25 protein-coding genes are annotated in these 26,156 nt (G+C 73.1%); 16 read left to right on the top strand and 9 right to left on the bottom strand.

Annotated features, from left to right (window positions below; translation table 11 throughout):
* Positions 1 to 66: 66 nt before the first annotated feature.
* The gene (locus B9S64_RS18790) at positions 67 to 1,002 is read right to left on the bottom strand and encodes a DUF3027 domain-containing protein (RefSeq protein ID WP_103489067.1); all 936 of its coding nucleotides are present in this window, start codon (positions 1,000 to 1,002) and stop codon (positions 67 to 69) included.
* A gap of 462 nt (positions 1,003 to 1,464) precedes the next feature.
* Between B9S64_RS18790 and B9S64_RS18785 the strand changes: the two genes are divergently transcribed.
* The 4 genes from B9S64_RS18785 (at position 1,465) to B9S64_RS18770 (ending at position 5,096) form a co-directional block, all read left to right on the top strand.
* Positions 1,465 to 2,901 carry an MFS transporter gene (locus B9S64_RS18785; RefSeq protein WP_103489098.1) on the top strand — a complete coding sequence of 479 codons (1,437 nt, stop codon included), beginning with the start codon at positions 1,465 to 1,467 and terminating at the stop codon, positions 2,899 to 2,901.
* A 27-nt stretch (positions 2,902 to 2,928) separates the two neighbouring features.
* Positions 2,929 to 3,411, top strand: coding sequence for a DUF2771 domain-containing protein (locus B9S64_RS18780; RefSeq protein WP_103489066.1), 483 nt, complete (start codon positions 2,929 to 2,931; stop codon positions 3,409 to 3,411).
* A gap of 67 nt (positions 3,412 to 3,478) precedes the next feature.
* Positions 3,479 to 4,231 (top strand): futalosine hydrolase, encoded by a 753-nt coding sequence (locus B9S64_RS18775; protein ID WP_103489065.1) that lies wholly within the window; start codon positions 3,479 to 3,481, stop codon positions 4,229 to 4,231.
* Positions 4,191 to 5,096 (top strand): 1,4-dihydroxy-6-naphthoate synthase, encoded by a 906-nt coding sequence (locus tag B9S64_RS18770; protein ID WP_103489064.1) that lies wholly within the window; start codon positions 4,191 to 4,193, stop codon positions 5,094 to 5,096. Before B9S64_RS18775 ends, B9S64_RS18770 begins: the two co-directional genes overlap by 41 nt.
* A gap of 171 nt (positions 5,097 to 5,267) precedes the next feature.
* On the opposite strand, the gene B9S64_RS35430 is transcribed toward B9S64_RS18770, so the two are convergent.
* Positions 5,268 to 5,651 (bottom strand): cold-shock protein, encoded by a 384-nt coding sequence (locus tag B9S64_RS35430; protein WP_028439436.1) that lies wholly within the window; start codon positions 5,649 to 5,651, stop codon positions 5,268 to 5,270.
* Positions 5,652 to 5,818: 167 nt separating this feature from the next.
* Between B9S64_RS35430 and B9S64_RS18760 the strand changes: the two genes are divergently transcribed.
* Entirely contained in the window at positions 5,819 to 6,055 is a 237-nt protein-coding gene (locus B9S64_RS18760) for a hypothetical protein (protein WP_103489063.1), read from the top strand.
* Between the two features lie 10 nt (positions 6,056 to 6,065).
* Here B9S64_RS18760 and B9S64_RS18755 read toward each other — a convergent pair whose 3' ends face one another.
* Positions 6,066 to 6,695 carry an HAD family hydrolase gene (locus B9S64_RS18755; RefSeq protein WP_103489062.1) on the bottom strand — a complete coding sequence of 210 codons (630 nt, stop codon included), beginning with the start codon at positions 6,693 to 6,695 and terminating at the stop codon, positions 6,066 to 6,068.
* 241 nt (positions 6,696 to 6,936) lie between these two features.
* Between B9S64_RS18755 and B9S64_RS18750 the strand changes: the two genes are divergently transcribed.
* From B9S64_RS18750 to B9S64_RS18720, 7 genes are all read left to right on the top strand, one after another.
* Entirely contained in the window at positions 6,937 to 7,947 is a 1,011-nt protein-coding gene (locus B9S64_RS18750) for an iron ABC transporter permease (RefSeq protein WP_103489061.1), read from the top strand.
* The gene (locus B9S64_RS18745) at positions 7,944 to 9,032 is read left to right on the top strand and encodes an iron chelate uptake ABC transporter family permease subunit (protein ID WP_030624806.1); all 1,089 of its coding nucleotides are present in this window, start codon (positions 7,944 to 7,946) and stop codon (positions 9,030 to 9,032) included. Before B9S64_RS18750 ends, B9S64_RS18745 begins: the two co-directional genes overlap by 4 nt.
* On the top strand, positions 9,029 to 9,898 hold the full coding sequence (locus B9S64_RS18740; RefSeq protein WP_103489060.1) for an ABC transporter ATP-binding protein: 870 nt from the start codon (positions 9,029 to 9,031) through the stop codon (positions 9,896 to 9,898). Before B9S64_RS18745 ends, B9S64_RS18740 begins: the two co-directional genes overlap by 4 nt.
* Position 9,899: 1 nt before the next feature.
* The gene (locus tag B9S64_RS18735; RefSeq protein ID WP_103489059.1) at positions 9,900 to 10,895 is read left to right on the top strand and encodes an ABC transporter substrate-binding protein; all 996 of its coding nucleotides are present in this window, start codon (positions 9,900 to 9,902) and stop codon (positions 10,893 to 10,895) included.
* Positions 10,896 to 11,052: 157 nt separating this feature from the next.
* Complete coding sequence (locus tag B9S64_RS18730; RefSeq protein ID WP_103489058.1) at positions 11,053 to 12,264, top strand: helix-turn-helix domain-containing protein; 1,212 nt, start codon at positions 11,053 to 11,055, stop codon at positions 12,262 to 12,264.
* A 124-nt stretch (positions 12,265 to 12,388) separates the two neighbouring features.
* Positions 12,389 to 12,811 carry an ATP-binding protein gene (locus B9S64_RS18725; RefSeq protein WP_103489057.1) on the top strand — a complete coding sequence of 141 codons (423 nt, stop codon included), beginning with the start codon at positions 12,389 to 12,391 and terminating at the stop codon, positions 12,809 to 12,811.
* Positions 12,808 to 13,017: a hypothetical protein gene (locus B9S64_RS18720; RefSeq protein WP_103489056.1), complete on the top strand. Its 210-nt coding sequence runs from the start codon at positions 12,808 to 12,810 to the stop codon at positions 13,015 to 13,017. Before B9S64_RS18725 ends, B9S64_RS18720 begins: the two co-directional genes overlap by 4 nt.
* Positions 13,018 to 13,135: 118 nt before the next feature.
* On the opposite strand, the gene B9S64_RS18715 is transcribed toward B9S64_RS18720, so the two are convergent.
* Positions 13,136 to 14,335: a hypothetical protein gene (locus B9S64_RS18715; protein WP_109492069.1), complete on the bottom strand. Its 1,200-nt coding sequence runs from the start codon at positions 14,333 to 14,335 to the stop codon at positions 13,136 to 13,138.
* A gap of 64 nt (positions 14,336 to 14,399) precedes the next feature.
* On the opposite strand from B9S64_RS18715, the gene B9S64_RS18710 reads away from it, so the two are divergent.
* Positions 14,400 to 16,883: a helicase C-terminal domain-containing protein gene (locus B9S64_RS18710; protein ID WP_109492068.1), complete on the top strand. Its 2,484-nt coding sequence runs from the start codon at positions 14,400 to 14,402 to the stop codon at positions 16,881 to 16,883.
* A 31-nt stretch (positions 16,884 to 16,914) separates the two neighbouring features.
* Here B9S64_RS18710 and B9S64_RS18705 read toward each other — a convergent pair whose 3' ends face one another.
* The 4 genes from B9S64_RS18705 to B9S64_RS18690 all read right to left on the bottom strand — a co-directional run bounded on the left by B9S64_RS18705 (position 16,915) and on the right by B9S64_RS18690 (position 20,860).
* Positions 16,915 to 17,874 (bottom strand): hypothetical protein, encoded by a 960-nt coding sequence (locus tag B9S64_RS18705; protein ID WP_103488759.1) that lies wholly within the window; start codon positions 17,872 to 17,874, stop codon positions 16,915 to 16,917.
* 216 nt (positions 17,875 to 18,090) lie between these two features.
* Entirely contained in the window at positions 18,091 to 18,627 is a 537-nt protein-coding gene (locus B9S64_RS18700) for an RloB family protein (RefSeq protein WP_103488760.1), read from the bottom strand.
* Positions 18,572 to 19,933, bottom strand: coding sequence for an ATP/GTP-binding protein (locus B9S64_RS18695; RefSeq protein ID WP_103488761.1), 1,362 nt, complete (start codon positions 19,931 to 19,933; stop codon positions 18,572 to 18,574). The genes B9S64_RS18700 and B9S64_RS18695 overlap by 56 nt, the downstream gene beginning before the upstream one ends.
* A 93-nt stretch (positions 19,934 to 20,026) precedes the next feature.
* On the bottom strand, positions 20,027 to 20,860 hold the full coding sequence (locus B9S64_RS18690) for a uracil-DNA glycosylase (protein WP_103488762.1): 834 nt from the start codon (positions 20,858 to 20,860) through the stop codon (positions 20,027 to 20,029).
* 181 nt (positions 20,861 to 21,041) lie between these two features.
* Between B9S64_RS18690 and B9S64_RS18685 the strand changes: the two genes are divergently transcribed.
* Entirely contained in the window at positions 21,042 to 22,697 is a 1,656-nt protein-coding gene (locus B9S64_RS18685) for a DNA repair helicase XPB (RefSeq protein WP_103488763.1), read from the top strand.
* Between the two features lie 37 nt (positions 22,698 to 22,734).
* Here B9S64_RS18685 and B9S64_RS18680 read toward each other — a convergent pair whose 3' ends face one another.
* A complete protein-coding gene (locus B9S64_RS18680) occupies positions 22,735 to 22,920 on the bottom strand; it encodes a hypothetical protein (RefSeq protein ID WP_103488764.1) in 186 nt (61 codons plus the stop codon).
* A 175-nt stretch (positions 22,921 to 23,095) separates the two neighbouring features.
* Between B9S64_RS18680 and B9S64_RS18675 the strand changes: the two genes are divergently transcribed.
* Positions 23,096 to 23,713: an SMI1/KNR4 family protein gene (locus B9S64_RS18675; protein WP_103488765.1), complete on the top strand. Its 618-nt coding sequence runs from the start codon at positions 23,096 to 23,098 to the stop codon at positions 23,711 to 23,713.
* Positions 23,714 to 24,001: 288 nt separating this feature from the next.
* Positions 24,002 to 26,098 carry a UvrD-helicase domain-containing protein gene (locus B9S64_RS18670; RefSeq protein WP_103488766.1) on the top strand — a complete coding sequence of 699 codons (2,097 nt, stop codon included), beginning with the start codon at positions 24,002 to 24,004 and terminating at the stop codon, positions 26,096 to 26,098.
* Positions 26,099 to 26,156 lie beyond the last annotated feature (58 nt).

The raw sequence follows: 26,156 nt of genomic DNA, 5'->3' as shown, positions 1-26,156 counted from the left end.
CGCACGGATGACCGCCCCGAGCCCGCCCGGCGGTTCAGGGCAGGCTCCGGGTGGGGCCGGGTCCGGTCAGGAGTGGCCGAGGTCCTCCGTGGGGGCGTCCGCCAGGACCGGGACCGAGCCGGAGTCGTCCGCCGGCCGCAAGGAGTACTCGTCCACCCGCATCGTGTCCATCGCGTGCGGCACCGGCTTCGGCGGCTTCGGCATCACCGCGGCCTCGGAATGCCCCCCGCAGCCGTACGCCAGCGAGACGACCCGCCCGTCCGCCGGGGCGAACTCGTTGGCGCACACCCCGAACGCCTGCCGCAGCGAGCCCGCCATCGGCAGCAGGAACGCACAGGTCACGCAGGACGCCGGCGCCGCCTGCGCCATCGGTGTCCGGGGTCCGAACGCCTCGTCCCACCGCTCCGCCGCCTGCCGCAGCCCGTACCGGGAGAGCACACGCGCCCGCCGCGCCCCCAGCTCCTCGGCGACCGAGGCGATGGCTCCACGGTTGACCTCCGTGGGCCGGTTCGTCAGCTCGGCGTCCTCCACGTCCACGAGGTCCGAGATCTCGTCGGACATCTCGGCGATCACGGAGTTCGGCGGCGGCTCGTCCTCACCGGTGTAGCCCGGCTCCAGGCGGGGGTCCTCCGCCTCGGTGGGCAGCAGGTCGCCGGGGCCCATGTCGCCGGGCCGCAGCCGCTCGCTCCACGGCACCCACTCCGGGGCGAGGAGCGCGTCGGGGCCCGGCAGCAGCACCGTTTCGTCAAGGGTGACCTTCTTGGCCCGCGACGCGCGGGCGACCGTCACCGCCCAGCGCCAGCCCCGGTAGCCGGGGTCCTCGCACGCGAAGTAGTGCGTGACGACCCGGTCACCCTCGGAGACGAGGGACACATGGTCGCCGACCACACCGGGCGCGGCAGCCTCCTCGGCCGCCGCGCGGGCGAGGTCTACCGCCTCGGCGCACAGGCGGTCGGGGGCGGGGGTACGGGCCGTACGGCTTCGCGTCGTCGCAGCACTCACAGGTCTCGCTTCTCTCCATACGCCGTCTCACGAGTGCGCCAGCAGCCCATCGATGTCCGATTTCGGCTGTCACAGGTGCGGGCGGAGCGGACCTGGGGGCCGCGTCGACGTCCACACCCGTGGTGCCTGCCTCGGGCGCGCCTTCTGCCACCCATTCTGCGGGATCGCGAGGAGGCGCGCGGCCAAGAACCATCGCCGGTGGCGCGTGAGTGCACGCTACCCTCTCCGCCGCCCCGCGCCCACCTGCCCGTCCGTAAGAGAACCGGAACCGGGACGGCCGACCACCGCGACGGGGAACCGGAACCCGTGCGGGAGCACGCCGCGGCGGGTGTGCGGCCCCGGCTCCGCGCGGGCCGCCGGGCGCCGGAACGGCTTCGCGGCGCTCACCCGACAGAGCGTCCGCCGCCGCGTCCGGCACGATCATGGGTTCGTGAGGGCGGGGGGTGGGGCACTATGACTGACGTGGCTGCCGCCAGGTCCTCCGACGGATCCGGTCCCCTCAGCAGGGCGGGCCGGACGGTCGGCCGCGCCCTGCGCGCCCCGTTCACCGGCACCGCGAAGGGCATCCGGAAGGCGACGCACGCCCACGGCGCCGGGGAGTCCGGTCTCGGCAAGCTGATCGAACTGCACGCGGTCAACGGCGCGGGCGACGTCATGATCACCGTCGCGCTCGCCTCCACGGTCTTCTTCTCCGTGCCGACCGACGAGGCACGCGGGCGCGTCGCTCTCTACCTCGCCGTCACCATGGCGCCCTTCACCCTGCTCGCCCCGGTGATCGGCCCGCTGCTGGACCGGCTTCCGCACGGCCGGCGGGCCGCGATGGCGGGCGCGATGCTGGCCCGCGCGGTGCTCGCGCTCGCCATGTCGGGCGCCGTCGCCACCGGCGGGCTCGAACTGTATCCGGCCGCCCTGGGCGTGCTCGTCTGCTCCAAGGCGTACGGAGTGGTGCGCAGCGCCGTCGTACCCCGGCTGCTGCCCCCACGGTTCTCCCTGGTGAAGGCCAACTCCCGGGTGACGCTGGCCGGACTCCTGGCGACGGGTGTGGCCGCCCCCATCGGGGCGGGGCTGCAATCCGTCGGGTCCCCCTGGCCGCTCTACGGCGCCTGCGTGATCTTCATCGGCGGCACGGTCCTGGCCTTCACGCTGCCCCGCACGGTCGACTCCGCGAAGGGCGAGCACCGGGCCCGGCTGGTCCCGCGCGGCGACGACGTACGGCCGGCCTCCCCCGGCCCGGGGAGCACCCGCGGCGATCTGTGGAGCGGGCGGTGGCGCGGGCGCCGGGACGGTACCCGGGGCAAGCCGCCGGGGCTGCGGTCCGTGGGGCCGTCGGTCCTGCACGGCCTCCAGGCCAACGCCGCGCACCGCGCGCTCTCCGGCTTCCTGATCTTCTTCCTGGCGTTCCTGCTGCGCGAGCATCCGCTCGGCGGGCAGAGCGCCGCCGTGTCGCTCGGCATCGTCGGCGTCGCGGCGGGGGCGGGCAACGCCATCGGTACGGCGGTGGGGTCCTGGCTGCGGACACGCGGCCCCGAGGCGATCGTCGCGACCGTGCTGGGGCTCGCCCTGGGGGTCGCGGTGCTCGCCGCCGTCTTCTTCAGCACCGTGCTGGTCGCCGCGCTGGCCGGGGTGGCCGGATTCACCCAGGCCCTCTCGAAGCTGTCCCTGGACGCCATGATCCAGCGGGACGTGCCGGAGGAGGTGCGGACATCGGCCTTCGCCCGGTCCGAGACGCTGCTCCAGATGTCCTGGGTCTTCGGGGGCGCCATCGGGATCGCCCTGCCGCTCAACGGCGTGCTCGGCATGTCGGTCGCCGCGGGGATCCTCGCGCTCGGCGCGACCGCCTCCGTACGGGGCCTCCTGGGCGCCGCGCGGCGCGGCTCACCACACCCCCGCGTGGCGTGAACGCCGCCGACCGATAACCTTCGGCGCATGACCGTTGCGTTCTTCTCCGGTAAGGGCCGTCGAATCGGCGTCGCTCTCGGTGCCGTGTCCGCGGGACTCCTTGTCCTGTCCGCCTGCGACAAGCCGACGCCGCTCGCCACCGTGACGGTCGGCGACACCTCGGTGAACACCGAGGCCGCCTGCTACAACGACGGCAACGCGCTCAAGGAATCCACGATCGAGGGCTGCCTGAACAAGAAGGCGGACAAGGTCGTCGACGTCTCGATGGACGACAAGGTCCGCTTCGGTGTGGACCCCGAGATCGCCGACCACGGCTGGACGCTGTTCATCAACGGCCAGCAGGCCGAGCAGGAGCCGTACAAGAAGACCTACCGGTCGATCCCGGGCAGCGCCTTCTTCGCCAGCCAGACCGGCGAGACCACCGCGGACAAGACCCAGGTCAGCATCGTCGAGACGAAGGGTCAGAAGCTCACGGGCATCTGGCACTTCGAGCTCAAGAAGACCTCCTGACCGTCTCGTCCTGACCGTCTCCTCCTGAACCACCGATCTGAACCACCGATCCACCAGGAGCGTCGCCGTGCGGGTGCTCGTCGTGACCGCCGTCCCGGCCGAACGGGACGCGGTCGCACGCGCCGTCGCGGGGACGCCGCGCGTCCGCGCGGTGCCCGGTGCCGAACTGCACCGGGCGGGCCCCTTCGACGTGGTCGCGGGCGGTGCGGGACCGGCCGCCGCCGCGGCGGCCACCGCGTTCGCCCTCGCCTCGGCCCCCTCCTCGCCCACCGGCCCGGCAGCCGCCGACGAGCCGTACGGCCTGGTCGTCTCCGCCGGCATCGGGGGCGGTTTCGCCCCCGCCGCACCGGTCGGCTCCCTCGTCGTCGCGGACGTGATCGCCGCCGCCGACCTGGGCGCCGAGACCCCGGACGGCTTCGTGCCCGTCACCTCTCTCGGCTTCGGCAGGGACCGGTTCGTGCCGCCCGCCCCGCTCGTACGGGAGGTCGCGGAGGCCACCGGGGCCGTGCCGGGCCAGGTGCTCACCGTCTCGACCGTGACCGGGAGCGCCGCCCGCACCGCCGCGCTGCTGGCCGCACACCCCGGAGCCGTCGCCGAGGCCATGGAGGGCTTCGGCGTCGCGGAGGCCGCCGCCCGGCTCGGTGTGCCGGTGCTGGAGTTCCGGGCCGTCTCGAACGCCGTGGGGCCCCGCGACCGGGACGCCTGGCGCATCGGCGAGGCGCTGGCCGCGCTCACCGGGGCGTTCGGGAAGCTCGTACCCGTAGTGGAAGGCTGGACCCATGACCGACTCGACCGACACCGCGCCCCGCACCGTGACTGAGACCGCCGACGGCATACCGCCCGAGCTGCGGATCGCCTTCTCGCCGTGCCCCAACGACACCTTCGTCTTCGACGCCTGGGCGCACGGAAGGGTCCCCGGCGCGCCCGCCCCCGAGGTCACCTTCGCGGACATCGACCTCACCAACGGCATGGCCGAGCGCGGCGAGTTCGACGTGCTGAAGGTCTCCTACGCCGTCCTGCCGTGGGTCCTCGACGAGTACGCGCTGCTGCCGTGCGGCGGGGCGCTGGGCCGGGGCTGCGGGCCGCTCGTCCTCACCCGGGAGCCGGGCGCGGACCTGACCGGGAAGACCGTGGCGGTACCCAGCGAGCGCTCCACCGCCTACCTGCTGTTCCGGCTCTGGGCGGCCGAGGTGGTGCCCGGCGGCGTGGGCGAGGTCGTCGTCATGCCGTTCGACCGAATCATGCCCGCCGTGCGGGACGGCCTGGTGGACGCCGGTCTGGTGATCCACGAGGCCCGCTTCACGTATCAGGACTACGGCCTGCACAGCCTGGCCGACATGGGCGAGCACTGGGAGTCCACCACCGGGCTGCCGATCCCGCTCGGCGCGATCATCGCCAAGCGGTCCCTGGGCGAGGAGACGCTGAAGCGGCTGACGGAGACGATCCGCGCCTCGGTACGGATGGCCTGGGACGACCCGGAGCGCTCGCGCCCGTACGTCCTGGAGCACGCCCAGGAGATGGACCCGGCCGTGGCCGACCAGCACATCGGGCTGTACGTCAACGAGTTCACCGCCGACCTCGGCGAGAGCGGCTACGCGGCGGTCCGGGGCCTGCTGACGCGGGCGGCCGCCGAGGGCCTCGTCCCGCCGCTGGCCCCGGACGCGCTGACGGTCACCGGCCGCTGACGGGCGCCTCGTGCGGGCGCGCCTCGTGCGGGCCGTGTCCGGGCGGGCCGTCACTCCGACGAGGCCGTACGCCCCGCCGGGACGTCACCCCGTCGGGGGGATCGCCCGTGTCGGTGTCCTCCCCGGCGGGGCCGTACGTCCGGTGGCCGGGCCACGTCCGTCCGGCGCGCGTCAGACGTCGAGCTGGTCCGCGACCGCCCTCAAAAGGCCCGCGATCTTGGCGCCAGCGGCCTTGTCCGGGTAGCGGCCCCGCTCCAGCAGCGGCGTGATGTTCTCCAGCACCGTCGTCAGGTCCTGCACGATCGAGGCCAGCTCGTCCGGCTTGCGCCGCTGCGCCGCGGCCACCGACGGGGTGGGGTCCAGGACGGTGACGGAGAGGGCCTGGTCACCGCGCTGCCCCGCCACCACGCCGAACTCGACGCGCTGGCCGGGCTTGAGGGCGTCGACACCGGCCGGGAGTACGGACGAGTGGACGAAGACGTCGCCGCCGTCGTCGCGCGAAAGAAAGCCGAAGCCCTTTTCCGAATTGAACCATTTGACCTTACCCGTGGGCACGTCTGTCCTCGTCCTCGTACTCGTCGGTGGGGCGGGAGAGCCGCGAACCGGCTCCGGATAGCAGTACAGCGGGTCCCGTGACCCGCCACGTCCAAGGCTAGTGGCCCAGGGGCCGGAGACAAGACGTCGCCGAACGGCTCCGCCGAGCTGGGAACTACCCTGGCCGGGTGAGTACTACTCCTTCCGGCGCCGGCGACCGGCTCGTCCAGGTCGGCGCGATCGTCTTCTTCATCGGCGCGCTGGCCACCCTGGTGACCGTCGCCCCGCTGTTCCTGGGCACCGATCCGTTCCCGTCCGCGGCTTATGCGGTGTGCATGCTGATGGGACTGGGCTTCCTCATCGCCGCCGCGGGGGTGGTGCGCTCGGTCTGGAAGAGCTCACCGAAGCGCGCCGCCACCCGCTGACGGAGGCCCGTCAGACCGCCGCGCCGCGTGCGTGCCAGCGCTTCAGCCAGGCCGGGAACCGGGTGAGATTTGGCAGGATCACGTCGGCGCCGGCGGTCCGCAGCTCCGCCTCGTCGCACGGTCCCGTGGTGACGCCGACCGACAGGGCGTCCGCCGCGCGGGCTCCGCGTACGTCCCCGGTGTGGTCGCCGACGTATATGCGCGCGCCGTGTTCCAGGAGCGCCTCCGCCTTGCCCTCGGCCCAGAGGCCGCCGATCAGGACGTCCGGTGCGAGGCCGAGGTGGTCGAGGTGGAGCTTGGCGTTCGGCTCGTACTTGGCGGTGACGACGAGCGCCCTCCCGCCGAGCGCCTGGACGGCTTCGACGGCCTTCCGCGCACCACGCAGGGCGGTCGTCGGGGTGATCGCCCGCTCCGGGTAGATGCCCCGGTACAGGTCGGCGACCTCGGCGACCCTCTCGGGCGGGTACCAGTTGGCCAGCTCGTCCTCCAGCGGCGGGCCGAGCCGGGTCACGACCAGGTCGGCGTCGATCGTCACCCCCGTCACCTCCGCCAGGGTCAGATAGGCCGCCTTGATGCCGGGACGGGAGTCGATGAGCGTCATGTCCAGGTCGAAACCGACCGTCAGAGGGTGTGAGGGCATACGGCCATTGTGCCGAGCCCCGGTCTGATGCGGGACGGGCCGTACGGGCGCCCGGCGCTCGGTCCCCCGTGAGCGCAGCCGGGTCCCCGTGAGCCCGGCGCTCGGTCCCCGTGAGCGCGGCCGGTCCCCCGTGAGCGCGGCCCGGCGGTGCGGTCGCGGGGCAGAGGAGGCCCCCGGACAGGCCGCGCATAGACTCAGCCAAGCCTTACCTTGCTCGTCCTCGCACACCCGATTGGTTCCGATGGCCCCCGCCGCACCCCGCCTCTCCAGACGCGCACTCGCGACAACGGCGGCAGCCCTCGCGCTGGTCCTGGCCGTCCTGCTCAGTCTGGCCGTGGGCGCCCGGACCATCGCCCCGTCCGCCGTCCTCGACGCCCTGCTGCACGGCGGGCACTCGGACGCCGCCGAGGTGATCCGCCAGATGCGGGTGCCCCGGACCCTGATCGGGCTGATGGTCGGCGCGGGCCTCGCCCTCGCCGGTACGGCGCTCCAGGGCATCACCCGCAACCCCATCGCCGACCCCGGCATCCTCGGCATCAGCCAGGGCGCCTCGGTCGCCGTCGTCCTGGCCATCGCCTACGCCGGGATCCACACCCTCAGCGGGTACGTCTGGTTCGCGTTCGCCGGGGCCGCCGTCGCGGCCGTCGCCGTGTACGCCGTCGCCGCCCGGGGGCGCGGCGGTGCCACCCCGGTCAAGCTGGCGCTGGGCGGCGCGGCGATCAACGCGCTGCTGGTGTCGGTGACCATGGGGGTGCTCACCACCAAGGCGTCCGCACTCGACGAGTTCCGCTTCTGGCAGGTCGGGTCCATCGCCGGGCGCGAGACCCAGGTCGCCCAGCAGATCTGGCCGTTCCTGCTGGTCGGGGCCGTGCTCGTGCTGTCCGTGGCGCGCGGTCTCGACGCCCTGGCGCTGGGCGAGGACGTGGCGAAGGGCCTCGGCCAGAACGTCGCGGCCGTACGGATCGTCGGCGGGATCGGGGCCACGGTGCTGACCGGCGCCGGGGTCGCCGCGGCCGGGCCGATCGCCTTCGTCGGCCTCGCGGTCCCGCACATCGCCCGCGCGATCGTCGGCGGGGACCACCGCTGGGTGCTGCCGATGGCGGCCCTGATCGGACCCGTGATGCTCCTCGTCTCCGACGTCGTGGGCCGGATCGTCCTCCCGCCGGGCGAGGTACCGGCAGGGGTGATGACGGCCCTGATCGGGGTGCCGTTCCTCGTCGCCCTCGTACGCCGGAAGGCGGTGCCCGCGTGAGCACGGACACGGCGGTACCCGCACGGAAGGTCCCGGTCCGCCCCGCCGGTTACGGCGTCGTACGGATCGGGGCACGGGCCCGCTTCCTGCTCCACCGGCGCTCGGCCCTCGTCTCGCTGGGGCTCGCGGCGCTGCTGGCCGCCCTCTGCGTCGCCTACCTCTGCGTCGGCGAGAGCTTCGTGGCACCCACGGAGGTCGTGAAGGTCGTCCTGGGGCAGCCGTCGCCCGACGAGCTGGTCGTGGGCACCCTGCGGCTGCCGCGCATGGTCGTCGGGCTGCTCGTGGGCCTCGCCTTCGGTGTCGCCGGGGCGCTGATCCAGACCGTCGCCCGCAACCCGCTGGCCAGCCCCGACATCATCGGCGTCAGCCAGGGCGCGGGCGCGCTCACGGTCGGCGCGATGACCTTCGGCGTCACCTCGTACACCGTCCTGCCGTACCTCTCCGTCCTCGGCGGGATCCTCGCGGCGGTGCTGGTGTACGTGTTCGCGTGGCGCGGCGGGCTGCACGCCACCCGCTTCGTCCTGATCGGGATCGGCTTCGCGGTCGCCCTGCGGTCGGTGACCACCCTCTTCCTGACCAAGGGCGACTACCTGGTCGCCCAGCAGGCCCAGATCTGGATGACGGGCTCGCTCAACGGCCGCGGCTGGAACGAGGCCGCACCGATCGGCTGGACCCTGCTCGTCCTGCTCCCCGCCGTGCTGTGGGCGGCGCGGGCGCAGCGCACCGTCTCGATGGACGACGACACGGCGACCGCGCTCGGCGTGCGGCTCGGCCGTGTACGGCTGGGGCTCGTCGCCCTCGGCGTGGTCCTGGCCTCGGTGGCGACGGGGACGGCCGGGCCGGTGGACTTCGTGGCGCTGCTCGCCCCGCAGATCGCCCGCCGGATGACGCGTACGGCGCAGATCCCCCTGCTGTCCTCGGCGCTGCTGGGGGCGGTCGTCGTCGTCCTCGGCGACCTGCTGGCCCGCAGGCTCTTCTCGCCGACCGAACTGCCGGTGGGCGTGCTGACGGCGGCGGTCGGCGCCCCGTACCTGATCTGGCTGATCATCCGCGGTCACGGCGGCCGCAGTGGAGGCAACGCATGAAGACGACCGGCCCCGGCACCGCCACGGACACCGTGACCAGCCGGCTCACCGCCCGTGGGCTGACCCTCGCCTACGAGGACCGCACCGTCGTCCACGAGCTGGACCTCGCCGTCCCGGACGGACGGGTGACGGTCATCGTCGGCCCGAACGCCTGCGGCAAGTCGACCACCCTGCGGGCGCTCGGCCGGCTGCTGAAACCGGCGGGTGGATCGGTCCTCCTGGACGGCACCGAACTCTCCCGGATACCCACGCGGAAGATCGCCCAGTCGGTCGGACTGCTGCCGCAGACCCCGGTGGCGCCCGAGGCGATCACCGTCTCCGACCTGGTCGCCCGCGGCCGCCAGCCGCACCAGCACTGGTGGCAGCAGTGGTCGGACGCGGACGAGCGGGCGGTGACCGAGGCCATGGAACGGACGGACGTCACCGCGCTCGCCGAGCGGTCGGTGGACGAGCTCTCCGGCGGTCAGCGCCAGCGGGTGTGGATCGCCATGGCCCTCGCCCAGGACACCGATCTGCTGCTCCTGGACGAGCCGACGACGTATCTGGACATCGCGCACCAGGTGGAGGTCCTGGACCTGGTGCGCAAGCTCGCCGCCCCGGCGGCCGACGGCACCCGGGGGCGGACCGTCGTGACGGTGCTCCACGACCTCAACCAGGCGGCCCGGTACGCCGACCACCTGGTCGCCATGAAGGCCGGCCGGATCGTGGCGGAGGGCCGCCCCGAGGACGTCGTCACCGCCGGCCTCGTACGCGAGGTGTTCGGCCTGGAGGCGGTGGTCGTCCCCGATCCGGTGACGGGCTCGCCGCTCGTCGTGCCGGGCGCGCCCTGGAAGCCCTCCGCCCCCTCTCCCCGAAAGGCACCCTGACATGACCGGTCACCTCCGCAACCGCCGCTCCCTCGCCGCCGTCTGTTTCGCCGTGACGACCGCCCTGGCGCTCTCCGCCTGCGGATCGTCGGACTCCGACGACTCCGGCACCGGCCCCGTGTCGGGCGGCGGCTCCACGGGCGGCACGACGCACATGGTCGCCACGGCGATGGGCAACGTGGCGGTCCCCGTCGCCCCGAAGCGGGTCGTCGTCCTGGACACGGCCGAGCTGGACTCGGCGCTCACCCTGGGGGTGAAGCCGGTCGGGGCGACGCACGCGGACGTCGACTCGGGCTTCCTGAACTACCTGCCCCAGGACCAGGTCGCGGGCATCAAGGACGTCGGCGCGATGATGACACCCAGCCTGGAGTCGATCGCCGCCCTCAAGCCCGACCTGATCCTCACCAGCAAGGTCCGCCACGGCGACGTGTACGACGAGCTGAAGAAGATCGCGCCGACGGTGATGACGGAGAACACCGGTTTCACCTGGAAGGAGAACTTCCAGACCCACGCCAACGCGCTCGGCAAGGTACCGGAGGCCGAGAAGGTCATCGCGGCCTACGCCGACCACACGGCGAAGGTCACCGAGGCCCTCGGCGGCAAGGAGAAGGCGGCGGGCACCGAGGTCAACATGGTGCGCTTCGTCGAAGGCGCGGACATCCGCGTCTACGGCAGGCAGAACTACATCGCGACGATCCTCGCGGACGTGGGCCTCGGCCGGCCGGCGATCGTGGACAAGGCCAAGGACGGCTTCTCGTACGACGTCAGCCCGGAGAAGATCGACCTGGCGGACGCGGACGTCGTCTTCCACTCGACGTACGGGGACGCGAAGAAGTCCAAGGAGACGCGGACCGTGGGCAGCGGGCTGTGGAAGAACATGTCCGCGGTGAAGAACGGCAGGGTGTTCGCGGTGGACGACGAACTGTGGATCCAGGGCATCGGCTACACGGCGGCGGACAAGATCCTGGACGAACTCCAGGCGGACCTGACGAAGTGACACCACCTGTGGCCGGGCCGCCCCGCGAACGAACGCGGGTCGGCCGGGCCGGGTGGCCGGGGGGCTGTCTCTTTGGCGGGCTCCGGCCCGCGCGCCCAACTGCGGCCGACGCGCTCGGCATTCTCCCCGCTCGTGGTGGCGGGCGTACCTTGGCGACGTGGCAAACGAAGACCTGGGACGGACCCTGCGCCGCTTGCGCCGCCTGGCCTCCCTGACGCAAGAGGAACTGGCCGAGCGGTCCGGCGTGTCCGTCGATGTGATCCGTCAGCTCGAACAGGGACGGAAGCACTCGGCACGCCTCCCCACACTGCACGCGCTGGCGGACGGTCTCGGCGTGGAGCTGACCACGCTTCTCGGTGACCCGCCCGCGGTCGCCTCCTCCGGCGAGAACGACGGACCGCGCTTCGTGGCCGTACGCCGTGCGATCATGCCCGCTCCGGGTCCGGAGCCTCGGCCTCCAGGCCCCGGCTTCTCCGCGGAGCGGCTGCGCGAGCAGATCGCGGAGGGCTGGACCCAATACCACTCCGCCGAGTTCGACACGGTGATGAAAGCGCTGCCGGACGTGATCTCGGACGCGCGTTCCGCCACGACCTCGGGAAGCGACGACGACCGCAGGGCCGGTTTCGCGGCTCTGGGCAAGGCACTTCAGCTCGCGGGGCATGTCGCCGTGCGGATGGGAAAGACGGACCTCGCCCTCATCAGCCTGGAGCGCGCGGCAGACGCGGCGGGACGGTCCTCCGATCCGCTGCTCCTGCCGATGATCGTCAACTCCACGGCGTGGACGTACCAGCGGCAGGGACGCCTGGAAGACGCGCTGGACATCGCGCTCCGTACCGCCGACGCCATGGCGGACGCGGGCCGTACCGACACGGCCGACGACCTGAAGGTGTGGGGCGCACTGACCATGAGCGCCGCCACGTCCGCCGCGCGGAGCGGCGACTACGAGCGCGCGGCGGCGATGATGGAAACGGCGGAGAAGGAAGCCGCCCGCGTCGCGAAGCTGCCCGCCGGTGGCGACAACCGTATGGTCAGCGTCTTCAGCCCCTCGTCGGTCCGCATCGAACGTGTCCGGCTCGCGGTCCAGTACGGGCATCCGCACGACGCTCTGGCTCTGGCCAAGGGAATGCGGCTGAGCAAGGACACACCGCCGTCCTGGCGGACATGGCTCCTGCTGGACGTGGCACGCGCCCACACGGACACCGGCGACGCGGCCGGAGCGGTGAAGACCCTGGAGTCGCTGCGCCGTGTGGCACCGACGTGGATGCGGCACCACACGCTGGCCGTGGCCGTCGTGCGTGACCTCTGGGCCCTGCCCAACCACCCACCGGGCCTGCGGGCCTTGGCCGAGTTTTTGGGTGTCAGCGAATAGCGTGGTGAAAGTAGGACGTTGCGCCCCTGTCAGCGCCCCCGGCATGTCGATTTCATGAGCGGACAGCGCCCCGGCGGCCGTGCGACCGCCTCGGGGCTCGGCCGATCCGAGAAAGCAGACCGATATGCCGCAACCTGTGGCGCGAGCCCGCCCGACCGGGCACCCCGGGTACAGCGAGACCCTGCCGCGCCTGCCGGAAAGCGCCGCGACCGCCCGGCGCCTGGTCCGTGTGGCACTGGCCGCCTGGGACCTGGACGACTTGGCCGAGGACGGCGCGCTGATCGTCTCCGAACTGGTCTCCAACGCGGTGCAGCACGCGCGGCGGGGATCCATCCGGATCGTCGTCGATCGCCCGGAGGCGGTACGCGTCCGCATCGGTGTCGTGGACTTCTCCAAAGCCCGGCCGGTGCGCGGGGAGCCGGTCCTGGAAGGCGAGAGCGGTCGTGGCCTCGCGCTCGTGGGAGAGCTGGCCGAAGCCTGGGGCACCGAACCGCTGCCGTGGGGGAAACAGGTGTGGGCCGAGCTGCGCGGAGGGGAATCCGGATGACCGACGAACAGGAACAGCGCGCGTGGGTGGGCGACCTGATCCACGACGAAGACGCCGACCGGCGCGGCATCGTCGCGGACGTACGCGGTGGCACCACGTGGGTGCTGCGGCCGGAGTACGGACCGGACCGGTGGACGTCGCGGCGACCGGATCGGTTACGGGTCGTCAGGACCCGTGAGGAGCGGCTGCGGGCCCAGGACATCTGACGCGGATGAAGCCGGGCACGCGGGGGCCCGGAACCGGGCGGAACCAGGCGCGGGGAACGAGGCGCGCGGGGCCCGGAACCCGCCCCCGCCGCCCCGCCTCGGCCGGGGTTCCCGCTCCTCACCCCGGCAGTCGCCGCGAGCGCCACACCAGGTACACCGCCGACGCCACCGCCGCCGTACGGACCACTCCCGGCCATACGTCCGCCATCGCGTCCCCCAGCGCGCCCTCCGCGATCGGGGCGCCCCAGCGGCCGTCCATGCGGCCCCAGAGCCAGACGACCGCACCGGCCACCACCACACCCGGCAGGCCCAGCGCCACCCACTTCGCCTCCGTGCGGGAGAACTTGCGGGAGCTGTACGCCAGCACCCAGCCGCCCGCGAGCGCCAGCCAGGACCCCATGACCGCCCCGGCCACCAGCAGGGCCGCCGCCAGCAGCAGGAGCGGGTGGGAGAGCCGGAGCCTGCGGGCGGGGGCGTCGGCTCCCGGGGTACGGCGGCGCAGCCTCGGCCACTTCCGCGCGGGAGCGGGGGCCGCCTCCGCGGCGGGCTCCTCCGCCTCGGCGGCGTCCGGCGCCTCCACCGGTTCCTTCGGCGGACGGGGCGGCCTCAGCAGTTCCGGGGTGAGCCCGCCCACGAACCCCGGGACGCTCATCTCCGGAGCGCCCGACACGCCCGCCGGGCCCGCGTTCTCGCCGAAGGGCCCGGGTTCGATCCGCCACCACTCCGGCTCACCCTCCGACACGCCCGACTGCCCCAGGCCGAGCATGTGCGGTGCCGACGCCGACGGCCAGGGGGCCCCGGCCTCTTCCGTGTCCGGGGCGGCGGAAGCCTTGTCCGGCCCGGCGGACACCCCGTCCGGCGCGGCGGAAGTGCCGTCCGCCGCGCCCGCCGGTGCCCTGGCGGTACCGTCGCCCGCCCCCACGGTCCAGGGCGCCGGACGGGCACGCCCCGCGTCCCCGTCGGCCCGGTCCGCGCGCCCCGGATCCTTCCTGAACATCCCGAGCCGGGGCCGGGGCACCCCGCGCGACCGTGCCGGTTCGGGGTCGGCGGCGGCCGTCCGGGGCGACGGCGTCACCACCGTCCCGTCGCCCGACTCCGCCGCCGCGGCGACCAGTTCGTCCGGCGCGCCGAGCCGGCCGAGGATGCGCCGGACCGTGGCGAGCGAGTCCGCGGCCTCCCCGCCGCGCTGCCGGTCGATCTCGCCCCGGAGCGTCGAGACGAGTCTCATCCGGGTGCCCGAGGACAGCTGTTGCTGCTGGGCCAGGTCACCGACCCGGCTCAGATAGTCGTAGACAAGCTGGTCGCTCTCGATCCCCACGCGTTGGCTCTCCCTCCACCCGCCCTGCCCCGACGGTAGCGTTCCAGCGGCTACCGTGGGACGGATGGGGACGACCACACCACCGCGCACGCTCGCCGAGGCTCTGCGCGCCCGGGGCGACGCATCGCTGGCAGGGCTGCTCCGTGCCCGCCCCGACCTGCTGAGTCCCGTGCCGAACGACATCACGCAACTCGCCACACGGGCCGGGACGCGGGCCTCCGTCGTACGGGCGCTGGAGCACCTGGACCGGTTCGCCCTCCAGACGGCGCAGGCCCTGGCGGTGGCGCCGGACCCGGCTCCGTACGCCACGTTGCTCGCGCTCCTGACGGGTGACGGCCAGGACGACGGCGAGGGGCGCGACGGCACCGGGGCGGCGATCACCGCCGCACTGCCCGGGGCCCTCGACGCCCTGCGCGAACAGGCCCTCGTCTGGGGCGAGGACGAGGCCCTGCACCTGGTCCGCACGGCACGCGAGCTGCTCGCCCCGTCCCCCCAGCACCCCTCCGCCACCGGTCTCGGTCCGACCGTCGCCGAGGCCACCCCCGGCATGTCACCGGGCCGGCTCCAGGAGATCCTGGCCGCCGCCGGGCTGCCGGCCACGCACGACCCGGTCTCGGCCGTCGCCGCGCTGACGGACCTGTTCACCGACCGCACGCGGATGGCCGCCCTGCTGGACACCGCCCCGGTCGAGGCCCTGGCGGTGCTGGACCGCCTGGTGTGGGGCCCGCCGTACGGGGAGGTCACCGCCAACCCCGCGCCGCCGGTGCGGTGGCTGCGCGACCGGGGGCTGCTGCTGCCGGTCTCGACCCGTACCGTCGTCCTGCCGCGGGAGGCCGCGCTGCACCTGCGGGCCGGCCGCGCCCACCGCGTACCGGAACCCGTGGCCCCGGCCGTCACGGCGGCGGCCGAACGCGATCCCCAGGCTGTGGACAGGGCGGCGGCCGGTCAGGCCTTCACCGCGCTGTCCACGATCGAGGAACTGCTGAAGCTCTGGAACAACGGCGGACCGGCCATCCTGCGCGCGGGCGGCCTGAGCGTGCGCGAGCTCAAGCGGACCGCGAACGCCCTGGACGTCTCCGAGCCGATCGCCGCCTTCTGGGTCGAACTCGCCTACACCGCCGGGCTGTTGGCCCCCGATGGAGAGACCGACGAGCGGTACGCGGCGACACCGGCGTACGACGAGTGGCTGGAGCGCCCGGCCCAGGACCGCTGGACCCACCTCGCCACCGCCTGGCTCGCCGCCACCCGTACCGCGGGGCTGGTCGGCGGCCAGGACGCCAAGGGACGGGCGCTCTCCGCGCTCGGCCCCGACCTGGACCGGTCGGCCGCACCCGAGGTACGCCGCCGGGTGCTGGCCCTGTTCGCGGCGCTCCCGGCGGGCACCGCCCCCGACCCGCAGGCCCTCCTCACCCGGCTGCGGTGGGAACGCCCGCTGCGCACGCCCGCGCCCGGCACGTCGGCGGCGTCCGGCGAGACCCTGGACCTGCGGTCCAGGATCGCCCTGTGGACGGTGAACGAGGCGGAACTGCTCGGCGTCACCGGCCGCGGCGCGCTCTCGTCGCAGGCCCGCGCCCTGCTCGACGAGGGCCCCCGCGAGGCCTCCGCCCGGCTCGCCCCGCTGATCCCCGAACCCCTGGACCACGTGCTGCTCCAGGCCGACCTGACTGCGGTGGCACCCGGACCGCTGGAACGCCCGCTCGCGGAGACGCTGTCGGTGCTCGCGGACGTCGAGTCCAAGGGCGGGGCGACGGTCTACCGCTTCACCCCCGGCTCCGTACGCCGCGCCCTGGACGCCGGGCAGGCCGCCTCCGACCTGCACGCCTTCCTCGCCACGCACAGCCGTACGCCGGTGCCGCAGCCGCTGAGCTACCTCATCGACGACGTGGCGCGCCGCCACGGCCATCTGCGGATCGGCGCCGCCTCGGCCTACGTCCGCTGCGACGACGAGGCCGTCCTGAACGAGATCCTGGCCGACAAGCGCTCCGCCGGACTGCGGCTGCGCCGCCTCGCGCCGACCGTGCTGTCCGCGCGGACCGACCCGGCGTCGCTGCTGGAGGCGCTGCGCGAGATGGGGTACGCCCCGGCCGCCGAGTCCGCCGAGGGCGATGTCTTGATCACCCGCGCCGGCGCCCGCCGCACCCCGCCGCGCACGGCCCCGGCCCCCGTGCCCGAGGGCCCGCCGGTCCCGGACGCGACCCTGCTGTCCGCCGCGGTACGGGCGGTCCGCGCCGGTGACACGGCCGCACGGGCCGTCCAGGCCGGCGCCGGGGACGCCGGGGACGACCCCGCCCCGTCATCGGCCGGCACCCTGCCGCGTACGACGGCGGCGGAGACCCTGGCCACCGTCCAGGCGGCCGCGATGACCGGGTCCACGGTATGGATCGGCTACGTCAACGCGGACGGGGCGGCCAGTCAGCGCGTGATCGCCCCCGTCAAGGTCGAGGGCGGCTTCGTCACGGCGTACGACCACACGGCCGACGAGGTCCGCACCTATCCGCTGCACCGGATCACGGGCGTCGCCGAACTCGCCGACGAGCAGGGTGACTGACGGGCCGTCAGGACAGCCCGCACAGGTTCGATCAGGCGGGATCCATGTCCCGGAACCGCTCGAAGGACTCCGTGCCGGTGGTCCCCTTCTTCCACGTCACGGTCAGGGTGTCCCCGCTCTGCTCGATCTCACCGAGCCGGTCCTTGTCCTCGACCTTGGTCCCGTCCTGCTCGCAGAGCAGCGCCACCACCAGGCCGCCACCGTCGTCCTTCTGCCACCGGCCCTTGCACTCGAAGCCGTTCCCGTCGCTGAGGACCGCGTTCACACGTCGGGGCTCGTCCTCGTACGCGTCACCCAGGGCCAGCATGGTGGAGTCGGGGGCCCGCCACACGGCCTGGAGCCCGGTTCCGGTGGGCGTCGGCAGCTCCGGGACCGAGGACGACTCCTCCCCCGCCGACCCTTCGGCGGACGGCCCCTCCACAAGCGGCTCCGATGCGGTGGGCTCGTCCGTCACACCCGGACCGGTCTCGGAGACACCCGGACTCCCGTGCGCCGTGGGCGCCTTGGCGTCATCGCCCCCGTCACCGAGCGCGAACCACACCCCACCGCCGACCAGCACGAGAGCCACCAGCGCACCCCCGGCGACCAGCCCGGCCCGCCGCTTCCCGGCACCGGACGCCGGTACCGGGACCGGGACCGGGGGCCCGGGGGGCGGAGGCGGCGGGGACGGGTACCCGCCGTACGGCGAGGCATGGTGCGGGGGCTGCTGGTACGGCTGGTATTGCTGAGCCTGCGGGGGCTGGGAAGGCTGCGGGGCGTGCGAGGGCTGTTGCGGCTGGGGCTGGGGTGCCTGCTGCGCATACGGGTTGTCCGCCACGGGTTGCCCGCCCTGCGGGTACCCGTATCCCGGCCGGGACGCATCGTACGGCGACTGGGGCTGCTGAGGCGGTTGCTGTACCGGTTGTTGCTGGGGCTGCGGCCCGTCCATCTGCTGGGGCTGTTGCGGCTGCGGCCCGTCCGGCTGCTGCGGCCAGGGCGGCGGCTGTGTCATGGCTTTTCCTCCCCCGCGGCCGACGGCCTGTCGGCGCGAAATCCCTTTCTACCAGCCGCTCCTGAGCGCCCCGGGCGCCTCCCTTGTCGGCAGTGGCGGCGTGCCCCCGCATGCCGCCCGCTCACGTCGAGGTGTGCCGCGCCCTTCTCAACAACCCGACAAGCCTGTCCACATCCGTCCACGGATTGGACGCGTACCCGTTCGACCCACGCTTCCTCAACGCGCTCGCGCGCTGCTCGGCATACGCATGCCCCTCGCGCAGGCTCTCGTAGTCCAGGTGCTTGCGCGTGGTCGAGTAGCCACAGGACCCAAGCCTCTCCAACGCCTTCTGGGCGGCGTGGACGTCTGGTAGCCCGACACCTCGGTGAAGTGCAACATGATCCACAACTCGAAGCAGGGGTTGGTGAGCGCCACTTCGATGCCGTGCCGTTCCGCCAGTCGTAGCGCATCGCTCAGGCCGGCGTGCGGGGTCGGCGCCTCGACGTCGAGCACGCACCAGACCTCGTCGTATTCCGTCCAGCGGTCCTGCGGCGAACGCGCGGCCCGCTTCTTGTGCTCGATCGCCGCACGGACGACGGATTTCGGCTCACCGTGTTCCCCGCCCATGCAGATCTGGACGGGAAGGGCGCGTAAGTCCGACCTCAGACCACGGAAGTACTGGTTCTCCGTGCACTCCCCCTCGCAGTAGATGAGGAACCTACGCTGCTCCTGACGCACGCCCTTCGGCCGCCTCAGCGGCTTTCCCCGCTTCATTGACACCCCCATGCCGGAACGCCGCGACCATGTCCCGCAGCAGTTCGTCATCCAAGTACGGCACCGCTCCGTACCGTCCGCCCAGGTAACGCTTCTCCAGGTTGTCGGTCGAATCCCGGACCGAGAACTCCGTCATGGGGAACAGCCGGGTGGCGAGTGTGCGCGGGTCCTTCTCGGTGAACCACACCTGGTCGCGGAAGAGTTCGGTACGCACGTTCCGTCCCAGCAGCGCCGCCTCATGCGTGCTGAAGACCAACTGCGCTCCGGTCCGGTTGATGTCGCGGGACTGGAACATGCCGACCAGAGCGTCGACCAGGTACGGGTGCAGTCGTGCGTCGAGTTCGTCCACGCAGAGCACTCCGCCGTCGGCGAGTGTCGTCACGACCGGACCGACGAGTCCGATCCAGGTGCGGGTCCCGCTCGACTCTTCCCTGAGGTCCAGCGGGAACACTCCTTCGTCCGTCCGGTGCTCGACCCTGACTCTCCGTTTGCTCTCCTCCTGCACCCTGACCTTGTCACCCAGGGCCTCGCGCAGTGCCTCGGTGATGCGCTTGTGGTCCTCCAGGACGGCCTCGTCCCACTCCTTGATGTCCAGACCCGATACTCCGAGATCGGCGAAGCGCAACATGGCCATGACAGGAGTGCCCTGTCGGCCCCCGTCGGCCTGACACAGCTGGACGGTGTGGTCGAGTCGCTGTGAGAAGTCCCGATCCGTCGCCATGCGCAGACCGGAACGGAACCACCGGTACACCTCTCCCAACTGCTCGTGGCCCTGCGCCGCCGCCACCGAGAGATACAGGCTGTTGGGGCGCAGCAGTTCGGCGATGAGCTTGCGTCTCCCCGTGAGCCAGCGCCCGAACGTCACAGCGCCGTCGTCTCCCCGCTCGTAGAGCCTGCGCTGCCGGCCCTCGGGGTAGTAGTAGAGCCATTCCTCCGTCACCCGGTCGTCGTTCACCGAGAAACCGAACTGGTGGTGCACCCCGCCCAGTACGAAATCGACCGCGAACGAACTGGGATGCGCGGCGGCGTCGTCGCGCAGGACGAACGGGCGACGCGGCACTCCGCCGCTGGGGTCCCAATGCCGGAACGACGACAGCACGGCCCGTCTCATCCAGCCGACGGCGTCGATGACGTTCGACTTGCCGGATGCGTTGGTGCCGTAGACAGCGCATACCGGGACCGCGCGGACGTCACCGTTGGGTGTCCGCGCCTCCGCCCGTTCGGCGTGACGGTCTGCGGCCACCAGGGAAAGCTCTTGCTCCTCCCGGAGCGACGCGTGATTCGTGACCTGGAACCGAAGCAGCATGGCGCCTCCTCCACGCATCGGACGATGTCGTTGGGCGGGCGGTATCGTCAAGAACTGACGATACCGCCCGTCCAACGACATCAGCCAGCGTTTTCACCCTTCAGGGGGACGCACCGGCCTCTCCGGTCGGCAGGTGTGCCCGGAGGGCTGCCCCAGCCCCCCGATCCCCGCCGCCTCCCGGAGCACGTCGACGAGCATCGGCATCGTGAGCCGGCCGGTGAACGTGTTGCGCTGGCTGGGGTGGTAGCTGCCCAGCAGGTGCATTTCCTGTCGGCGTTCCGTGGCGGGCAGGACCACGTGTGCGCCGTGGCCGAAGGCGGGGCGGGGGCGGGGCAGTCGCCAGCCCGCCTCGGCGAGGACCGGGAGGAGCGCCTGCCAGCCGAAGCCGCCGAGGACGACCACCGCGCGCAGCCCCGGGCTCAGCAGGTCCAGCTCGGCCGCCAGCCACGACCGGCAGGTGTCGCGTTCCAGCGGGGTGGGCCGGTTCGCCGGGGGCGCGCAGTGCACCGGGGAGGTCAGCCGTACGCCGTGCAGGGTGAGGCCGTCCCCGGCGTGGTCGGAGGTGGGCTGCGAGGCCAGGCCCAGGGTGTGCAGGGCCTCGAAGAGGAAGTCGCCGGTGGCGTCGCCCGTGAACATCCGGCCCGTCCGGTTGCCTCCGTGCGCGGCGGGCGCGAGCCCCACGACGGCCACCGTCGCGTCCGGGGGCCCGAAGCCGGGCACGGGCCGGGCCCAGTAGTCCCAGTCCTGGAAGGCCGCCCGTCTGACCTGGGCCACCTCCTCCCGCCAGGCCACCAGCCGGGGGCAGGCACGGCACCCGGTGAGCAGGCTGTCCAGCTCGCCAAGGCCGGAGCACCGGGGCGCGTGGTAGGCCGGAAAGCCCGGGTCGTCGGCGCCCGGCGCCGGATCTTCCGCTTCCGCTTCGTCCATCCCTCCACGCTATGACCGTTCCGCCGCGCGGCCCACGAGCCGGGCGGACGCCGTGATCGCGGTCCCGCGCGCCCACCCGGTCGCGGCCCCGATGCGGCACACTGGACGTTTGGCCGTTCGCGGCCGCCCGGCGGCGGACCCCAGCAGCAGGGCACAGGCAGACCAGAAAGGGCCGACGCGCGTGACCGGACCCCTCATCGTCCAGAGTGACAAGACGCTGCTCCTCGAAGTCGACCACGACCAGGCCGAGGCCTGCCGTCGTGCCATCGCCCCCTTCGCGGAGCTGGAGCGTGCGCCCGAGCACATCCACACCTACCGGGTCACCCCCCTCGGCCTGTGGAACGCCCGCGCCGCGGGCCACGACGCGGAGCAGGTCGTCGACGCGCTCGTGGAGTACTCGCGCTACCCCGTGCCGCACGCACTGCTCGTCGACATCGCCGAGACGATGGCGCGGTACGGCCGGCTCACCCTCTCCAAGCACCCGGTGCACGGGCTGGTGCTGACCACCAACGACCGGCCGGTGCTGGAGGAGATCCTCCGCTCGAAGAAGGTCCAGCCGCTGGTCGGCGCCCGCCTCGACCCGGACACCGTGGCCGTGCACCCCTCCGAGCGCGGGCAGATCAAGCAGACGCTGCTGAAGCTCGGCTGGCCGGCGGAGGACCTCGCCGGGTACGTCGACGGCGAGGCACACCCGATCGAGCTCGCCCAGGACGGCTGGTCGCTGCGCCCGTACCAGAAGCAGGCCGTGGACGGGTTCTGGCACGGCGGCTCCGGTGTCGTCGTCCTCCCCTGCGGCGCGGGCAAGACGCTGGTCGGGGCCGGTGCGATGGCCGAGGCCAAGGCGACGACGCTGATCCTGGTCACCAACACCGTCTCGGCCCGGCAGTGGAAGCACGAGCTGGTGAGGCGGACCTCGCTCACCGAGGACGAGATCGGCGAGTACAGCGGTACGCGCAAGGAGATCCGCCCGGTCACCATCGCCACGTACCAGGTGCTGACCACCCGCCGTAAGGGCGTCTACCCGCACCTGGAACTGTTCGACTCCCGCGACTGGGGTCTGGTGATCTACGACGAGGTGCACCTGCTGCCCGCCCCCGTCTTCAAGTTCACCGCCGACCTCCAGGCCCGGCGGCGCCTCGGGCTCACGGCGACGCTGGTGCGCGAGGACGGCCGCGAGTCGGACGTCTTCTCGCTCATCGGGCCCAAGCGGTTCGACGCGCCGTGGAAGGAGATCGAGGCGCAGGGGTACATCGCGCCCGCCGACTGCGTCGAGGTCCGCGTCAACCTCACCGACTCGGAGCGGCTCGCGTACGCGACCGCCGAGACCGAGGAGAAGTACCGGTTCTGCGCCACGACCGCGACAAAGCGGAAGGTCACCGAGGCGCTCGTACGCAAGCACCGGGGCGAGCAGACCCTCGTCATCGGGCAGTACATCGACCAGCTCGACGAGCTCGGTGAGCATCTGGACGCCCCCGTGATCAAGGGGGAGACCAGCAACGCCCAGCGCGAGAAGCTGTTCGAGGCGTTCCGGCAGGGCGAGATCAGCGTGCTGGTGGTGTCGAAGGTCGCGAACTTCTCCATCGACCTGCCGGAGGCGACGGTCGCCATCCAGGTATCGGGGACGTTCGGGTCGCGCCAGGAGGAGGCGCAGCGGCTCGGCCGGGTGCTGCGGCCGAAGGCGGACGGGCACGAGGCCCGCTTCTACTCGGTGGTCGCCCGCGACACGGTCGACCAGGACTTCGCCGCGCACCGGCAGCGGTTCCTGGCCGAGCAGGGGTACGCGTACCGGATCGTCGACGCGGACGAACTGCTCGCGGAGCCCGACCCGGAGAGCTGAGCCGAAGCCTCGGAAGTGGCTGAAGCGGCCGGTGGGCTCAGTGGTGGCGGCGGACGACGCCCGCCTCTTCGGCGAACTCTCCGAGGACGGCCACCCCGAAGGCGGTGCGCGCGAAGACGGCGACGGCGCGCACCGCGTCCCCGAGGCGGTGGCTGCGGGGGTGACCGGCGTTCGCGCGGTGCGCGGGGCCGGTGCTGCTGGGGTTCAGGTAGGCGCTGGTCATGTGTCCCATGGTGCGTCGCGCCCACCCGTCCGGGCATCGGCCCGGGGGCTGAAGTGGGCGGCGGCGCGGGTAGACCCCAGGTGCCATGCCGTCCCCTACGGGACGGACCCGCCGCCTCCTCCCCCGGCATGTGACGACATCGGTGGCGGAACGAACGACGAACAGGGAGAAGCTGATGGACGCGTCCTTGGCCGCGCTGGCCGAGATCCTGCCCCCGGACCTCGGCGCGGACGAGAGGATCGACCGGCGGGCGGCCGAGGCGCGGTGGGGCACCCGGCTCCCCCGTGACTACACGGCCTTCATGTCCGTGTACGGAGCCGGCTCCTTCTCCGAGGTCGGCGTCCTGATGCCGCTGCCCCCGCGGGAGTACCCCCTGTGGTGTCCCGGGACCTTCGAGGAGGAGACGGCGAACGCGCGGTACACCTGGGAGATGGAGGTGCGGGATGGCCAGGCGGGTCCCGGCATCGACCCGGAGCACATCCTCGCGTGGGGCGTCACCTCCGGCCCCGACATCCTGTGCTGGCTGACCGCCGATCCCGAGCCCGACAGGTGGCCCGTCCTGGTCTGCGGCCGGCACACGGACGACGTCTTCACCCTCTTCGACTGCGGCATGGTCGAGTTCCTCCGCAGGCTGGTCGCCGACGAGCACGACACGTACCCGCTCAGCGTCGACATCCGCGGAGGATCGCACCGCTACATGCACTGGCTGGAGGAGCAGCGCCGCCGGCTGGCCGAGGTGGACCCCGACACGGGCCGGCCGTGGGCGTTGTCGAGCCCTGAGGACTGGAGCTGAGCACCGGCGGGCGCCGCGTCGGGCAGGCGCCCGTCCGCCACGGCCACGCGCCGTAATACGTTCGACCTGACCCACCGCGATCGATACACTCGCCGGTCTGCCCGCCTCCCGCACCGTGGTACCGGCCCGCCGACGTAGCGGCCGGCAGCCGGGGGAGCGCCGCCGACCGGACGGAAACCGGCCGACACCAGCCGTACACGGCCACCGTGTGCGCATCCGTGAGAGTCCTCAGCGGGCCGTGCCGTGAGCGCGGTCCGCCGTCCTGTGTCGAAAGCCGGAGGCAACACCGTGCCCGCGCACGAAGCGACCACCCCACCCGAGACAGCGGCCGCCGGTACGTCCGGTGATCCGCTCGCGAGCGAACGCGCCCATCTGGCCGCGTCCCGTGCCGCCCTGCGCGCCATGCGTGAGGACGTGCAGGCCCTGGACATCCGCGACGTCACCGCGAACTGGGTCAACGCCGCGGTCCTCCAGTCCCAGATGGATGACCGGATCAAGGCGCTGGCCGATCTGGCGCACACCCCGCTCTTCTTCGGCCGCCTGGACTATCTGCGTCCGGTGGGCGGCGAGGCGGCCGAAGGGGCCGAGGGCGAGCAGTTCTACATCGGCCGCCGCCACGTCCACGACGCGCACGGCGACCCGATGGTCATCGACTGGCGCGCCCCGGTGTCCCAGCCATTCTACCAGGCCTCCAGGAACAACCCCCTGGACGTCGACCGGCGGCGCCGTTTCGGCTACACCGGCGGCGAGCTGACCGCGTACGAGGACGAGCATCTCACCGACCCGGCGGAGGCCGAGCAGACCAGCAAGCTCCTCCAGGCGGAGATCGAGCGGCCGCGTGTCGGGCCGATGCGCGACATCGTGGCGACGATCCAGCCGGAGCAGGACGAGATCGTCCGCAGCGGGCTCGGCGGGACGGTGTGCGTCCAGGGAGGCCCCGGGACCGGCAAGACGGCCGTGGGCCTGCACCGGGTCGCCTACCTCCTGTACGCGCACCGGGAGCGGCTGGCCCGTACCGGCACCCTCGTCATCGGCCCGAACCGCTCCTTCCTGCACTACATCGAGCAGGTGCTCCCGGCGCTCGGCGAGCTGGAGGTGAAGCAGGCCACCGTCGAGGACCTGGTGGCGGCCCGGGTCGAGGTGCGCGGCACCGACGAGGCGGCCGCCGCCGTGATCAAGGGCGACGCCCGGATGGCCGAGGTGCTGCGCCGGGCGATCCGCTCCCACGTCACCCCGCCGACCGAGCCGGTCGTGGTGGTGCGCGGCTCGCGGCGCTGGCGGGTACCGGCGTACGAGATCGAGGAGATGGTCGGCGAGCTGCTCGCCCGCGACATGCGGTACGGCGCGGCCCACGAGGCGCTGCCGCAGCGGATCGCGCACGCCGTGCTCGTACGGATGGAGGAGGCCGGTGAGGCGCCCGACGACCGGGTGCAGAACGCGGTGGCCCGCAACCCCGCGGTGAAGGCGGCGGTGAAGGCGATCTGGCCGGCGGTGGACCCGGCGAAGCTCGTACTGCGGCTGCTGACGGACGCGGAGTTCCTCGGCACGCACGCGGAGGGGCTGCTCACCGAGGACGAGCGCAAGCACCTCCTGGCGGCGAAACCGGCGCGCGGTGTGAAGTCCGCGCGGTGGACGGCGGCCGACGCGGTGCTGATCGACGAGGCGGCCGACCTGGTGGAGCGTACGCACTCGCTGGGGCATGTGGTGGTCGACGAGGCCCAGGACCTGTCGCCGATGCAGTACCGGGCGGTCGGCCGGCGCTGTTCCACGGGCTCGGCGACCGTGCTCGGCGACCTGGCGCAGGGCACGACCCCGTGGTCGACGGCGAGCTGGGAGCGGGCGCTGTTCCACCTGGGCAAGCCGGAGGCGGTGGTGGAGGAGCTGACGGCCGGTTTCCGTGTGCCGCGCGAGGTGATCGCGTACGCCTCCCGGCTGCTCCCCGCGATCTCGCCCGGTCTGGCCCCGGTGGAGTCGGTGCGTGAGGCTCCGGGCTCACTGGCCGTACGGGAGGTGGCGGATCCGGAATCCCTGGACGCGGCGGTGGTCGCGGCGTGCGAGGAGTCGCTGCGCCAGGAGGGCTCGATCGGCCTGATCGCGGCCGACGCGCGCGTCCCGGCCCTGGCCGCCGCGCTCGCCGCGGCCGGTCACGGCCACCTCTCCCCCGGCGAGGAGACGACAGCCGCCTCCCGGCTGACCCTCGTCCCGGCCTCCCTGGCGAAGGGCCTGGAGTACGACTACGTGGTGCTGGACGAACCGGCCGCCGTGGTCGACGGGGAGCCCGACGAGCGAACGGGCCTGCGCCGTCTGTACGTGGCGCTGACCCGAGCCGTGTCAGGACTGACCGTGCTGCACGCGGCGCCCCTGCCGGAGCGGCTCGCCGCCTGATCCGGGCGTGGCGACCGGGCGGGACCGGGCCGGGTCGGGGCGACCGGGCGGGGGTCCG

The organism is Streptomyces sp. SM18, assembly GCF_002910775.2.
GTDB classification, from domain to species: Bacteria; Actinomycetota; Actinomycetes; order Streptomycetales; family Streptomycetaceae; genus Streptomyces; species Streptomyces halstedii.
The sequence above is the reverse complement of the archived record's forward strand: the minus strand, read 5'-3'. Positions and strand labels throughout refer to the sequence as shown.

Bases quoted from the DNA above. Each gene is read 5' to 3' on its own strand.
- B9S64_RS18710 (WP_109492068.1), top strand. From the start codon at position 14,400: ATGGGGACGACCACACCACCGCGCACGCTCGCCGAGGCTCTGCGCGCC.
- B9S64_RS18740 (WP_103489060.1), top strand. From the start codon at position 9,029: ATGAAGACGACCGGCCCCGGCACCGCCACGGACACCGTGACCAGCCGG.
- B9S64_RS18750 (WP_103489061.1), top strand. From the start codon at position 6,937: ATGGCCCCCGCCGCACCCCGCCTCTCCAGACGCGCACTCGCGACAACG.
- B9S64_RS18755 (WP_103489062.1), bottom strand. From the start codon at position 6,695: ATGCCCTCACACCCTCTGACGGTCGGTTTCGACCTGGACATGACGCTC.
- B9S64_RS18735 (WP_103489059.1), top strand. From the start codon at position 9,900: ATGACCGGTCACCTCCGCAACCGCCGCTCCCTCGCCGCCGTCTGTTTC.
- B9S64_RS18690 (WP_103488762.1), bottom strand. From the start codon at position 20,860: ATGGACGAAGCGGAAGCGGAAGATCCGGCGCCGGGCGCCGACGACCCG.
- B9S64_RS18725 (WP_103489057.1), top strand. From the start codon at position 12,389: ATGCCGCAACCTGTGGCGCGAGCCCGCCCGACCGGGCACCCCGGGTAC.
- B9S64_RS18700 (WP_103488760.1), bottom strand. From the start codon at position 18,627: ATGAAGCGGGGAAAGCCGCTGAGGCGGCCGAAGGGCGTGCGTCAGGAG.
- B9S64_RS18680 (WP_103488764.1), bottom strand. From the start codon at position 22,920: ATGACCAGCGCCTACCTGAACCCCAGCAGCACCGGCCCCGCGCACCGC.
- B9S64_RS18675 (WP_103488765.1), top strand. From the start codon at position 23,096: ATGGACGCGTCCTTGGCCGCGCTGGCCGAGATCCTGCCCCCGGACCTC.
- B9S64_RS18780 (WP_103489066.1), top strand. From the start codon at position 2,929: ATGACCGTTGCGTTCTTCTCCGGTAAGGGCCGTCGAATCGGCGTCGCT.
- B9S64_RS18705 (WP_103488759.1), bottom strand. From the start codon at position 17,874: ATGACACAGCCGCCGCCCTGGCCGCAGCAGCCGGACGGGCCGCAGCCG.
- B9S64_RS18720 (WP_103489056.1), top strand. From the start codon at position 12,808: ATGACCGACGAACAGGAACAGCGCGCGTGGGTGGGCGACCTGATCCAC.
- B9S64_RS18770 (WP_103489064.1), top strand. From the start codon at position 4,191: ATGACCGACTCGACCGACACCGCGCCCCGCACCGTGACTGAGACCGCC.
- B9S64_RS18695 (WP_103488761.1), bottom strand. From the start codon at position 19,933: ATGCTGCTTCGGTTCCAGGTCACGAATCACGCGTCGCTCCGGGAGGAG.